Here is a 12,471-nt window from a genome sequence, read left to right on the forward strand (position 1 = left end):
TCATCAGCGTCAGAACCCCGAATGTTGGTTGTTCTGCTGATGCTTATTTGTTCTTGCTGCGCTTGGCGACACAATCAGGATGATTGCAGTGACCATACAGATACAGGCTGTGATGGGTTAGCTCGAGACCGTATTTTTGTGCGACCTCATTTTGCCGCTGTTCAATCACATCGTCATGAAACTCGATCACGCGGCCACAATCCAGGCAGACCAGGTGATCATGATGTTCCTGGTGGGCCAGTTCGAAGACTGACTTGCCACCTTCAAAGTGATGGCGAGTGACAATCCCGGCATCATCAAACTGGTTCAATACCCGATAGACGGTAGCAAGGCCAATCTCTTCGCCTTGATCCAGCAGTTTTTTATAGAGCTCCTCGGCACTGATGTGTTGGCATTCCGGCGTTTGCAGGTACTCGAGGATCTTGATGCGGGGGGAGGTGATCTTCAGTCCGGCATCTTTAAGCTGCTGATTATTTGAGGTCATGGCACTCTGTCTTCTGAGGCGGCAAGGGCCGCAAGCTGGCATCAGGAAGTTGCATTATAGGGTCCACTCACTATGAAATGGAACCGTCTGGAGAACTGTTCCCCTAATTGCTGGGATAACCAATGTTAGCATTTTTCTGTTCAAAGCCCATATTGCATTAACAACTGCTGCCATTCCTTCACATCTGGAAGCCCATCGGCGGCGCCCACGGTACCAATTTTCCAACCGGCGAACAGACAGGCCCGGCGCAAGGCTAGCTGTGGATCTCCGTGTTGTAACCACTCATGGATAAAGGCTGAAAACAGCGCATCACCGGCACCTATGGTGTTGATGACCCCGCGAGGGGCTATGGCTGGAGCATGAAAAAACTCATCCAGAGCGGATTGATAGAGTAGGGCTCCGTTGCGTCCACATCCCATGATGATGAAACAGTTATGATATCGCTGGGCTAAAGAGCGGATAAACGCTTCTGCAGGGCGACCATTCAGACCTTCGTCACTCAAAAACAGAATATCGGCGGCGGCCATGAACTCCCGATTGTAATCGTCATCTATGTCCCACAGGACGTGGACATCACAGGCAATCAGCTTGTTCAGGCGTTTGGCGGTGGCCAGTAAGGGCCGGGAAAAGTTGATGTTGCATAAAATCGCCAGCTCGCACTGCTGCAGAGCGGACTCATAGCCGTCAGGCAACGACATCTCCTGACATTCCTTCAAGTCGACCTGGATCTGTCGGCGGCCGTCTGGATCGTAGAGGATCACACTCTGCGGGGTGGCGCTCAGGGTTCGGCTCATTCCATGCGCCGGAATGCCCGTTTGCTCGAGAGCCATCATGACGGTGTCACCCGCCAGATCTGGGCCAATCAGACTGTGCAGTTGGACACTGTGCCCCAAACGATGCAATGCCTTGGCAACATTGACGCCCACACCAGAAACTGTGCTCTGGATGCCATGAAAGGGATAGTGCACTGGAGCATAAGGGAGGGGGAATCCTGGAATGGCGACCGTGGTTTCAACATTGGTCAGGCCAGAGATAAACAGCGTCGACATGGGGGCCCTTGAAAGTGAGTTGTGGGGGCCCACCATAAAACAGGCCCGCAGTCGCGGGCCAGAGGTTTATTGCAGTTCGGCGAGACACATCTCGTCAAACAACTGCTTGCACCAGGCTTCCACGCGGGCGGCAGTCAGATCCGGTTGTCGATCTTCATCGATCCCCAGACCGACAAAGTGCTTGTCATCGACCAGTGCCTTGGAGGCTTCAAATTGATAGCCATCGGTCGGCCAGTGGCCAATGATGATGGCACCGCGAGGCTCTATGATGTCACGCAAGGTGCCCATCGCATCCAGGAAGTACTCGGCATAGTCTTCCTGATCGCCGCACCCGAAGATAGCGACCAACTTGTTGTTGAAGTCGATCTCTTCAAGCTCCGGAAAAAAATCATCCCAATCAGCCTGCGATTCACCGTAGTACCAGGTCGGGATCCCCAGGATCAGCAGATCGAAGCTCTCGATATCGGCCTTGGTGCTCTTGGCGATATCGAAGACATCGACCAGATGTGAGCCCAATTCTTTCTGGATCATGCCTGCCACGGCTTCCGTATTACCGGTATCGCTACCGAAAAACAGACCTACACTTGCCATAGTGGTTGTATACCCTTGGTGTTAAATGATGGTTGATTATGAATTAAGCCAGGGACTGGTGCACAGTCTCTGTTTCGATATGTTGCTTCAATACTAACTGGATCAGATCCGCTCGACTCAGATTCTGCCGTTTCGCCAATTCGTTGAGTTGTTCAAGCAACTCGGCCTCAACCTTCAACTCTACCCGCCGCAGGCCATTGGCCTTATCTCGTTTGAGCTGATTGCGTTTATTCACCTTCAACTGCAAGGCTCGGGGTAGCGGATTGGTTTTGGGGCGACCCGGGCGCTTTTCTTCCGCGAATAGATCCAGGGTGGTTCGGTCTTCTTGGTGTTTTGCCATGCTACATCTACTACGAACTTGACCCAATCCGGCTCAGCTGTGCACTTCGTCATACCTGGGTATGTCGCACTTGCAGAACCAACCAAACGATGAATTCATCACCTTCATGCCTGTTCGGAGCATGCGAGGTGTTCGTGTTCATCCTGAATGACCAGGCTGATCAACCCAGGCTCCTGCCCCATGATGCAACGGGCTTGTGTCTGCCACCGTGACTCGATTCGAGTGCTTGTCTCCGGCGGGGTTGAGCATCAGGGCGCGAACTATAGCATAAGCTTCAAGCCACTGTTAACGGCTTGTCGACAGGAAATCCACAACAAGTTTGTTGAACAATGCCGGTTTTTCGGCATGCAGCCAGTGGCCTGCTTCCTGGATAATTCGGGCTTTGGCACGCGGAAAGAGCGCCAGGATCCGGGCTTGATATTCCGGCAACAGATAATCCGAACTCCCTCCCTTGATAAACAGAGCCGCACCATCAAACCTCCCCGGCAGTTCCTCCCAGTCCATCAGCGTTGGGTAGTTGTCCACCAGTGCCGATAAGTTAAAACGCCATCCCTTGCCGGGAGCAAAGCTCTTGAGCAGGAATTGCCGCACACCGGCGTCAGCAAGCCAGGGGGTCATGAGGTCGTCGGCTTCTTTCCGGCTGATTTCTGGTTGGGTGGCAACTGCTTGCAAGGCGGCGATGACGCTATCATGACGCGGTGCATAGCGGACTGGGGCAATATCGACCACCACCAGATGGGTGACCCGTTGCGGATAACGTAACGCAAACTGCATCGCCAGCTTGCCTCCCAGCGAGTGGCCGACGAGGCTGACCTGTTCCCAACCCTGATGATCGAGCAGCGCTAATAATTGCTGGCACATGGTTGCCCAGTGCATATCTGCCGACTGTGGGGATGCACCATGGTTGGGTAAGTCGAGCTGAATGACCTGATGATGGCTGGCCAGAGTCCGGGCGAGGGCACCCAGGTTATCCAGATCGCCAAATAATCCATGCAATAACACAACGGGAGGCGCAGAGGTCACTCCTTGATGGCGGTAATGTAACAAGAGCATACCTCGAGTCGGTGCTAACAATTTTGGAACCTCATTGTAACCTAAAGCTCATATTCCAGGCAGTTGCTGATGCTCTGGCACTCAAGCTGCCGAATAGTTCTTCGACAACCCCTTGTCATCGTCGCAAAAGCACAGGCCATCTGTTGGGCTTGCTCCCCTGGCGATGTATAATCCGCGCGTTTGTTTTTCACGAGGTGACCCAACTGTATGAAGACCATTGAGGTTGATGAAGAGCTCTATCGCTACATAGCCCGCCAAACCCAGCATATCGGAGAGAGTGCTTCTGAAATCTTGCGTCGCCTGCTTGGCATGACGCCACTCAATGGCGAAGAGACTTATTTGTCTGTGTATCCAGAAACAGAAGAGTCGCCTCTTGCTGAAGCTGCTCAAACAGTTGAACTTTCCGAGTTGCTCAATAGCAGTGAGTTGGCGGCCAAAGAAAGTGCCATCGACCGTTTCATGCTGATCCTGAGTTCTCTTTATCAAGCTAACCCGGATGCCTTTACCAGCGCGACCGAAATCAAGGGCCGCAAGCGTATCTATTTTGCGCGTAGCGAAGAAGAACTGCGAGCTACCGGCAACACCACCAAACCAAAGCCGGTACCTGGTACTCCGTACTGGGTCATTTCCAATACCAATACCGGGCGCAAGCGCAACATCGTCGCTCTGTTGATGACCGCGATGGGCTACGCCGCCGAATTCACCGAGCAGGTGTGCGAGAAGATTTAATTCACAAATACAATCAGGAAGTAATCAAATGGCTCAACATTCCCATGCCGGGAAACCGGCCCGTCTGGAAGACCTGACTAATATTCCGCGTCTGATGTCTGCGTATTACCTGAATAAGCCCGATATGAGCAAGGCGGAACAACGTGTTGCGTTCGGTACCTCGGGACATCGCGGTAGTGCCTTGCTCAGCGCTTTTACCGAATCCCACATTCTGGCGGTGAGCCAGGCGATTGCCGAGTATCGTGCCACACAGGGGATCACGGGTCCCTTGTACATCGGTATGGATACCCATGCCTTGTCCGAAGCCGCTCTGGCATCCGCTGTCGAGGTGCTGGCTGCCAATGGCGTGCAGGTCTTTATCGAAAAAGGTCTGGGTTATACCCCGACGCCAGTGATTTCCCACGCCATTTTGCGCTACAACGGCGCCGGTCATGCCGATCAGGCGGATGGCATCGTTATTACGCCGTCCCATAACCCGCCAGAAGATGGTGGTTTCAAATACAATCCGCCCCATGGTGGCCCAGCGGAAGGCGAGATCACCAAGTGGGTAGAAAACCGCGCCAATGAGTTGCTGGAGCAGGGGCTTGCCGGTGTGAAGCGCGTTGCGTTTGCCGAGGCACGTCAGCTGGCCAATGTTCAGGAGCTGGACATGATGACGCCTTATATTGATGACCTGGCTCAGGTTATCGATATGGAGGCCATCAAGAAGGCTGGGGTCAAAATTGGTGTAGATCCCTTGGGTGGCGCCGGTGTGGCGTACTGGGACCTGATTGCCAAGACCTATGGTCTGAATATTGAAGTCGTCAACTATGCGGTCGATCCGACCTTCTCGTTCATGACGCTGGATAAAGATGGCAAGATCCGCATGGACTGTTCCAGCCCATGGGCCATGGCCAGCTTGATCGATCTGAAAGACAAGTTCGATATCGCGGTGGCGAACGATCCGGATAACGATCGTCATGGCATCGTCTGCAAGGCGGGTCTGATGAACCCGAATCATTATCTGGCCGTGGCCATCCAGTACCTCTTTACCCACAGACCGGGTTGGCCAGCACAGGCCGCCGTCGGCAAGACGCTGGTCTCTTCATCGATTATCGATCGGGTTGCGGCTTCCATTAACCGTGAACTCAAAGAAGTACCGGTAGGCTTCAAGTGGTTCGTGGATGGCTTGTTTGATGGCAGCTTCGGCTTCGGTGGCGAAGAGAGTGCGGGGGCTTCCTTCCTGCGTAAGGATGGTCGCGTTTGGACCACCGACAAGGATGGTATCCTGCTCTGTTTGCTGGCCGCTGAAATTCTGGCGGTGACCGGCAAGGATCCGCAGACTCACTACGATGAGCTCACGACGCGCTTTGGCGCGCCTTTGTATCGTCGTATCGATGCGCCAGCCAACACCGAGCAGAAGAATGTTCTCTCCAAGCTGGACCCGGCGATGGTCGAAGCCGCGGAGTTGGCTGGTGAGCCGATTATTGCCAAGCTGACCGCTGCTCCGGGTAATGGCGCCGCCATTGGTGGGCTCAAGGTTGTCACGGAAAACGGCTGGTTTGCCGCTCGACCGAGTGGCACTGAATCTATCTACAAGATCTATATGGAAAGCTTCAAGGGTGAGGCCCATCTGGATCGGATCCAGAAAGAGGCGCAAGAAATTGTCTCTGCTGCTCTGGCCAAAGCCGGTGTCTGACACCTGACGGTCGATTAGGCACCCACATCACGCCAGCGATTGTCTATCGCTGGCGTTTTTGTTTTTGCGGTACAGTAACCTTTCGTTCATGGCTTGTGCCTGGAGGCTTGGTTCCATTGTCGGCGTATCGCGTTCTATCGGCAGTCTCTCCTTCGGCTGATGGATGGGGATGCACCAAAATAGAACTTTCCCTGAGAAATATTCCGCAGATAACGAATTGTTACAAAATAGTAAATTTATCTGAGTCTGTGGGTTGGCGTAGCGTAGAAACCTGAGGCGAGGCTATTTAACGGTAGGGGATAAAATAATATGTCGACATCCTGATGTTGAAATCGCTTTCTCATCAGGTGAAATTGTTGCGTATTTTCAGGTATTTTCAGGACATTTCAAGCTCAGGGGATGAAAATAACCTTTTCATCCGTGATTATTTGATTAAGTAATTGAGTTTATTGGTTTTTTGTTTTTATGGAGTTATTTGTTTTCTGAAAATAGTTTCATGAGCAATGTATCCGTTTACCAGAAAAAAATGTGACCTGGGTTATATTTTGGGGTCAGACCTTTGGTTAGTATTCTGCTGCCGGATCTACAGCCCTTATAATTCACGCCCGGCAGCCTGAAATTTGGCTCACTACTCTCGAGTAACGAAGGAAATCGGTTATGGCGAAGAAAAAAGTTGAACAGCTCAGCGCCCTGAATAAAGAGCAGTTGAAGCAGGATATCGTTCACCACCTGCGCTCCACGCTGGGTACCAGCGAGCAAAAAGCGAGCAGACAAGCTTGGTGGAAGGCTACCTGCGCTGCAGTAAACGAATTGGTGTTTGAGCGTCTGACTCAGACTCAGCAAACCCACTTCCAGGAAAATACCCGTGCAGTTCACTATCTGTCTGCCGAATTTCTGATGGGTCGTCTGACTGCCAACAATCTGCATAACCTCTCGCTGTACGAAGTATGCGGTGATGCACTCAAGGATCTGGGCATCGACATCGCCGACTTGTGTGAAGAAGAGCCGGATATGGCGCTGGGTAACGGTGGCCTCGGTCGTCTGGCTGCTTGCTTCATCGACTCTCTGGCAACCCTGAACATGCCAGCGGTTGGTTACGGTATCCACTACGAACACGGTCTGTTCCGTCAGGAAATCCGCGATGGCCGTCAGATCGAGCGTCCAGACTCCTGGCGCGAATATGGCAACCCTTGGGAAATCTGCCGCCCTGAATCTGCCCAGGAAATTCCGCTGTACGGTTATGTTGAAACCGTATTTGGCGAAGATGGTAAGATGAAGAAAGTGTGGCATGCCGGTCAGAAGATCAAGGGCCTGCCGTGGGATATCCCGGTTGTGGGTTACCAAGGTAAGACCGTCAACATCCTGCGCCTGTGGGAATCCCGCGCCTCCGAATTCTTTGACTGGGACGTTTTCAACGCCGGTGGTTACATCGACTCCCAGGCTGAAAAGGCTCAGGCCGAAACCATCTCCAAGGTTCTGTACCCGAACGATGAGACCGAGGCCGGTAAGATCCTGCGTCTGGTGCAACAGTACTTCTTCTGTGCTTGCTCCCTGAAGGACATCATGCGTCGTTACAAGCGTGTGCATGGTAATGACTTCAGCAAGTTTGCCGATCAAATCGCTGTGCAGCTGAACGATACTCACCCGACTATCGCCATCCCGGAACTGATGCGTATCCTGGTCGACGAAGAAGAGCTGGAGTGGGATGCCGCCTGGAACATCTGCTACAAGGTGTTCTCTTACACCAACCACACTCTGCTGCCAGAAGCGCTGGAGAAGTGGGCTGTGTATCTGTTTGAACGTGTACTGCCACGTCACCTGGAAATCATTTACGAAATCAACCGTCGCTTCCTGGAAGACAAGGTTGAAGCCAAGTGGCCTGGCGATGACGCCATCAAGGCCAAGCTGTCCATCATCGAAGAAGGCAGCGCGCGCAAGGTCCGCATGGGTAACTTGTGCGTGATCGGCTCCCACAAGGTCAACGGCGTTGCCGAAATCCACTCCAAGCTGGTGAAGGAAGACTTGTTCCCCGAGTTTGCCGAACTGTGGCCGGAGAAGATGTGCAACGTGACCAATGGCGTGACTCCGCGTCGCTGGTTGCTCTCCTGTAACCCTGAGCTGGCCAAGCTGTACACCGAAACCGTGGGTAATGAATGGCCGCTGCAACTGGACAAGATGCGTGGCGCCCTGGCTCATGCCGACGATGCAGCGTTCCAGAAGAAGTTCATGGACATCAAGCTGGCGAACAAGCAGAAGTTGGTTAAAGTCATCAAGGCTGAAACTGGCATCGACGTGAGTGCCGAGGCGATCTTCGATATCCAGATCAAGCGTCTGCACGAGTACAAGCGTCAACAGCTGAACCTGATCCACATCATGGCTCTGTATCGTCGTCTGCTGGCCAATCCGGACTACGACATGCACCCGCGTGTGTTCATCTTCGGCTCCAAGGCCGCTCCTGGCTACAAGCTGGCCAAGGACATCATCTACGCCATCAACAAGGTTGCTGAGCGTGTGAACAGTGATGAGCGCATCCAGGGCAAGTTGAAGGTTGTATTCATGCCGAACTATCGTGTGAGCCTGGCTGAGAAGCTGATCCCGGCGGCTGACGTATCCCAGCAGATCTCCACTGCCGGTTACGAAGCCTCTGGTACTGGTAACATGAAGTTGGCGATGAACGGTGCCATCACGCTAGGTACTCTGGACGGCGCGAACATCGAAATCGCCGAAGAAGCGGGCGCTGAATACAATGCCATCTTCGGTCTGGAAGTGGACGAAGTGAAGGCACTGAAGGCCGCTGGCTACAATCCTTGGGATTACTACTATGCCAACCCTGAGCTGAAGGCTGTGCTCGACTGGTTCGACACTGACTTCTTCACTCCGGGTCGTCCAGGTGAACTCTCCTCCATCAAGCGTGCCTTGCTGGATGGCGGTGATACCTACCTGGCTCTGGCTGACTTCGAGTCCTACTCCGAAGCCCAGAAGAAGGTGGATGCCATGTACCGTGACAAGAAGGCATGGGCCAAGGCTGTGATCGTGAACTCTGCCACCATGGGCAAGTTCAACTCCGACCGCTCCATCCAGGACTACTGCGATAACATTTGGTATCTGAAGCCCTGCACCGTGGCCTAAGCATCAACTGTGATAGAACAAGGGGACCTTCGGGTCCCCTTTGCTTTATCTGAGATTTACCCTGCCATGTGATCACCGGTTAGCCCTCCAAGATCTTCGACCATCAACAATCAACCAGCCAACGGGCTATGCCAAGGAAAGCGGGCTATCCGTCAAGGGGAAGGTGCAAGGGGAGTGGCGGAGTCTGCAGTGCCCGCGCAGTGTCAGGCAAGCTCCTGCGTCAAGAGAGGCTGTGTTTTGCGGCCATAATGCAGCAGGTACCGAAGGGCGACGTAGCCGACGACTCCAGTGGCAATCATGAGCTCGGCCAGCGCCAGGTGCCGTACCAGCTGAATACTACTGGCATCCAGCTGCCAGCGACTCAGTTGTGTCGCCAGCTTGTACAAGGCCGTCGCCCCGATCACCATGGGGAAGGTAAAAGCGGCATATCCCGGGTTGAACGGCAAGCGCAGCAATGAGAAGAAGGCGACATAAATGATGGCGGTCATCAGCACGGCAATGCTTGCCAGCAGGGCGACCACCAGAGCCGATGGTTCCTGGCTCACGGTCAGGTAACCGGCCAGACACAGGCTGGCAGGAGCGGCCAGGATGGCGAGGGTGGGTTTGGCCGGATCCGGAATATCCCGCTCAAATATCAGGCGATAGATCATGATCGGCAATAGGATGGCATAACAAGTAAGCCCCAGATGCAACAGGGCATCCGCCAGTGGTTGCAAGGCGCCACCGGGAAAGGCGACATCGGCGACTATGATGCCGACCGGCGGTACAAACCAGCTTGGCAGCATATGGTGTAGGGCAAATTTTTTGGCCCGGTAATGGATGAAGCAGCCCAGAAATACCAGATGCAGGGTGATGGCACCTAGCCAGATTGCTTGTCCCAGCACTGGCTGCCATTCTCCTACACTGCTAGATACCAGCATCCAACCCATGGCGAAGGTTGGAACCACGCTGCCAACCACTGGATGAGCCAAATCGTCGCGCAGCAGACGGGGAAAGCGCACGAATTTGATGCCAAGGCTGAGCAATAAACAAGCAGCGATGACCGCGCCAGTCCACTTGGCGTAGTGTTGCAGCGGCAGGGCGTTTTCCCAACACCAGCCCAGGGCGGCAATGGCTAGAGCCAACCCGGCCAGTGGGGTGGGGAGTCGTGTCAACTTATGTTGTACCCGTTTGAACATATCGATGCTCCTGCCTCGCGATGATGGCAGTCATGATAAGACGTGGCATAATTTAAGAATATTTGAATCAACTGAACCCAGTGTTTAGTATTTCTGAACAATATGAACATTTCTCTGAAACAGTTACGACTTTTTGTCGCCGTCGTGCAAGCCGGAAATCTGGCGGAGGCTGCCGAGCGGCTGTTTATTACCAAAGCGGCAGCCAGCATGTCACTGCAGGAGTTGGAGAAACAACTCGATTGCCGGTTGTTTGATCGGGTCCGTAATCGTCTGCAACTCAATACCCAGGGGGCCCAGCTGTTACCGCTAGCCGATGAGCTGCTGCAGCGGCTGGACACCATAGAACATCTGTTCCAGCGCTCCGATCGCGCCAGCGGTGTCCTGCGGATTGGAGCCAGCCATACCATCGGCAACTATCTGCTTCCGCGCCTGCTGGCTGACTTTCTGCAGAATCACCCGGATGTCGATTTTAAGATCGAGATCAGTAACACCCGTACTTTGGTGGAACAGCTCGCTGATTTTCGTCTGGATATGGCATTGCTGGAGGGGAATAGCAGCGATAGTAATCTCCGCCTGCAGGAGTGGATGCCCGATAGTATGCATGTCGTTGCGGCGCCCAATCACCCGCTGGCTTTGGCCGGGCGCCTGAGCATGGCGGATTTGGAGCAGCAGCGCTGGCTGTTACGGGAGCCAGGATCCGGGAGTCGCGAGCAGTTCCAGCGCTTGATTGGATCCCATCTGCAGAGTTGGCAGGCCGGACTGGAGCTTAATACCACAGAGTCCATTTTGAATGCGGTAGCTGCGGGGTTGGGATTGTGTCTGCTCTCCGGGCTTGCCGCCACAGCGGCGGTCCAGGATGGACGCGTGGTGGTACTGGATTTGCAGCCCGGGATCCAGCGCCCGCTACGACTGGCATGGCATAAGGAGAAGTATCTGCATCCTGTCCTGGCTGAATTTATCGAGTTTTGTCATCACTGGCCGCCACGCAGTGGCCGGTGATGGGACTACACGCGATGCTGCCCAAGCCGGGGACATATGGCTACAATGATGGGCCTTGGGGACTGGGCCTGACTGAACACTTGCCGACAGAAGGAGAGACAATGCGGATCCTGATTGATGAAAATATGCCTGTGGCGGATGTGCTATTTGCCGACTTCGGTGAGGTGATCCGGGTTGCGGGTCGCCAGATGACAGCCGCACAAGTGGCCGATGCGGATCTGTTATTGGTGCGTTCAGTGACTCGGGTCGATGCTGCGTTGCTGGCGCAAGCCCGACGGCTGAAATTTGTCGGCACTGCGACCATAGGCACTGATCATATCGATCAAGAGGCATTGGCGGCCCGTGGCATTGCCTTCAGCAGCGCGCCGGGGTGTAACAAAGTCAGCGTTGGAGAGTATGTCATCAGCGCCTTGCTGGTCTTGGCCGAACGTTATCAGCTCTGTCTGGCGGGTATGACGCTGGGCATCATAGGGGCGGGGAATACCGGTTCTTCGGTCGCCGCCAAGGCCCAGGCACTGGGGATGCAGGTTTGCCTGTGCGATCCGCCGTTGGCCAAGGCGGGGGATCCCCGGGACTTTGTCTCCTACGATGTGGCCTTGGCCTGTGATGTGGTGTCGTTTCATGTCCCCCTGAGTGATGACGGACGCTATCCGACACGCCATTTGCTGGATGCTGAACGGATTGCACAACTACCTGCTGGTCAGTTTTTGATCAATGCCAGTCGCGGCGAAGTCTGGGATAACCTCTCTTTACTCCTGCGTCAGCAGACGTCCGAACCCTTGCGCTTGGTGATGGATGTCTGGGAGCATGAACCGGATATTCTGCAAGAGCTGATCCCTTACACCGAATTAGCGACACCCCACATCGCCGGGTACAGCCTGGAAGGCAAGATCATGGGTACTTATCAGCTCTATCAGGCCTATTGCCAGTTTGCTGGCAAACCTCTCACCCGAAGCTGGCAGGACTTATTACCTGCTCCAGCGGTGTCGCAGGTCCAGGTGAGTGAGCCGTTAACACCGGCACAGATCAAGCAACTGGTTCACCTGGTGTACGATGTGCGGCGCGATGACGCCCGCTTCCGGATGGCATATCAGGGTCCAGCCAGTTTTGATGAAATGCGTAAACAGTATCCCGAGCGTCGCGAGTGGTCCTCCCTGCGAGTACAGGGAGCTGCAGACCCACGCCTGACGGCGCTTGGTTTTTCCGTGAACGATTAATCATTCTCCAATTAACAAGCAACA

Annotated in this window: 11 protein-coding genes; 5 read left to right on the plus strand and 6 right to left on the minus strand. The window is 54.2% G+C overall.

Annotation, left to right across the window (positions count from 1 at the left end):
* Nucleotides 1–43 precede the first annotated feature (43 nt).
* From fur to ACZYUB_RS08950, 5 genes are all read right to left on the minus strand, one after another.
* Nucleotides 44–484 (minus strand): ferric iron uptake transcriptional regulator, encoded by a 441-nt coding sequence (gene fur / locus ACZYUB_RS08930; RefSeq protein WP_463947223.1) that lies wholly within the window; start codon nt 482–484, stop codon nt 44–46.
* Nucleotides 485–624: 140 nt separating this feature from the next.
* The gene (locus tag ACZYUB_RS08935) at nt 625–1,533 is read right to left on the minus strand and encodes a carbohydrate kinase family protein (protein ID WP_463947225.1); all 909 of its coding nucleotides are present in this window, start codon (nt 1,531–1,533) and stop codon (nt 625–627) included.
* A 66-nt stretch (nt 1,534–1,599) separates the two neighbouring features.
* Complete coding sequence (fldA, locus tag ACZYUB_RS08940) at nt 1,600–2,124, minus strand: flavodoxin FldA (protein ID WP_463947227.1); 525 nt, start codon at nt 2,122–2,124, stop codon at nt 1,600–1,602.
* A gap of 43 nt (nt 2,125–2,167) precedes the next feature.
* Nucleotides 2,168–2,464 (minus strand): LexA regulated protein, encoded by a 297-nt coding sequence (gene ybfE / locus ACZYUB_RS08945; RefSeq protein WP_463947228.1) that lies wholly within the window; start codon nt 2,462–2,464, stop codon nt 2,168–2,170.
* Between the two features lie 285 nt (nt 2,465–2,749).
* Nucleotides 2,750–3,517, minus strand: coding sequence for an alpha/beta fold hydrolase (locus ACZYUB_RS08950; protein WP_463947230.1), 768 nt, complete (start codon nt 3,515–3,517; stop codon nt 2,750–2,752).
* A gap of 207 nt (nt 3,518–3,724) precedes the next feature.
* Between ACZYUB_RS08950 and seqA the strand changes: the two genes are divergently transcribed.
* The 3 genes from seqA (at nt 3,725) to ACZYUB_RS08965 (ending at nt 9,053) form a co-directional block, all read left to right on the plus strand.
* Nucleotides 3,725–4,246, plus strand: a complete 522-nt coding sequence (gene seqA, locus ACZYUB_RS08955; protein ID WP_463947232.1) for a replication initiation negative regulator SeqA — start codon at nt 3,725–3,727, stop codon at nt 4,244–4,246.
* A 28-nt stretch (nt 4,247–4,274) separates the two neighbouring features.
* Nucleotides 4,275–5,924, plus strand: a complete 1,650-nt coding sequence (gene pgm, locus ACZYUB_RS08960; protein WP_463947233.1) for a phosphoglucomutase (alpha-D-glucose-1,6-bisphosphate-dependent) — start codon at nt 4,275–4,277, stop codon at nt 5,922–5,924.
* A 657-nt stretch (nt 5,925–6,581) separates the two neighbouring features.
* Nucleotides 6,582–9,053 carry a glycogen/starch/alpha-glucan phosphorylase gene (locus tag ACZYUB_RS08965; RefSeq protein ID WP_463947235.1) on the plus strand — a complete coding sequence of 824 codons (2,472 nt, stop codon included), beginning with the start codon at nt 6,582–6,584 and terminating at the stop codon, nt 9,051–9,053.
* Nucleotides 9,054–9,256: 203 nt separating this feature from the next.
* On the opposite strand, the gene ACZYUB_RS08970 is transcribed toward ACZYUB_RS08965, so the two are convergent.
* Nucleotides 9,257–10,231 carry a TDT family transporter gene (locus tag ACZYUB_RS08970; RefSeq protein ID WP_463947237.1) on the minus strand — a complete coding sequence of 325 codons (975 nt, stop codon included), beginning with the start codon at nt 10,229–10,231 and terminating at the stop codon, nt 9,257–9,259.
* 102 nt (nt 10,232–10,333) lie between these two features.
* On the opposite strand from ACZYUB_RS08970, the gene ACZYUB_RS08975 reads away from it, so the two are divergent.
* Complete coding sequence (locus tag ACZYUB_RS08975) at nt 10,334–11,230, plus strand: LysR substrate-binding domain-containing protein (protein WP_463947239.1); 897 nt, start codon at nt 10,334–10,336, stop codon at nt 11,228–11,230.
* Nucleotides 11,231–11,331: 101 nt separating this feature from the next.
* Nucleotides 11,332–12,447, plus strand: coding sequence for a 4-phosphoerythronate dehydrogenase (locus ACZYUB_RS08980; protein ID WP_463947240.1), 1,116 nt, complete (start codon nt 11,332–11,334; stop codon nt 12,445–12,447).
* Nucleotides 12,448–12,471: the final 24 nt, after the last annotated feature.

This window comes from Pseudaeromonas sp. HNCC25DJ182 (assembly GCF_055413365.1).

Excerpts from the sequence above, each read along its gene's own strand:
- fur (WP_463947223.1), bottom strand. The coding sequence starts at position 484 with ATGACCTCAAATAATCAGCAGCTTAAAGATGCCGGACTGAAGATCACC.
- ACZYUB_RS08935 (WP_463947225.1), bottom strand. The coding sequence starts at position 1,533 with ATGTCGACGCTGTTTATCTCTGGCCTGACCAATGTTGAAACCACGGTC.
- fldA (WP_463947227.1), bottom strand. The coding sequence starts at position 2,124 with ATGGCAAGTGTAGGTCTGTTTTTCGGTAGCGATACCGGTAATACGGAA.
- ybfE (WP_463947228.1), bottom strand. The coding sequence starts at position 2,464 with ATGGCAAAACACCAAGAAGACCGAACCACCCTGGATCTATTCGCGGAA.
- ACZYUB_RS08950 (WP_463947230.1), bottom strand. The coding sequence starts at position 3,517 with ATGCTCTTGTTACATTACCGCCATCAAGGAGTGACCTCTGCGCCTCCC.
- seqA (WP_463947232.1), top strand. The coding sequence starts at position 3,725 with ATGAAGACCATTGAGGTTGATGAAGAGCTCTATCGCTACATAGCCCGC.
- pgm (WP_463947233.1), top strand. The coding sequence starts at position 4,275 with ATGGCTCAACATTCCCATGCCGGGAAACCGGCCCGTCTGGAAGACCTG.
- ACZYUB_RS08965 (WP_463947235.1), top strand. The coding sequence starts at position 6,582 with ATGGCGAAGAAAAAAGTTGAACAGCTCAGCGCCCTGAATAAAGAGCAG.
- ACZYUB_RS08970 (WP_463947237.1), bottom strand. The coding sequence starts at position 10,231 with ATGTTCAAACGGGTACAACATAAGTTGACACGACTCCCCACCCCACTG.
- ACZYUB_RS08975 (WP_463947239.1), top strand. The coding sequence starts at position 10,334 with ATGAACATTTCTCTGAAACAGTTACGACTTTTTGTCGCCGTCGTGCAA.
- ACZYUB_RS08980 (WP_463947240.1), top strand. The coding sequence starts at position 11,332 with ATGCGGATCCTGATTGATGAAAATATGCCTGTGGCGGATGTGCTATTT.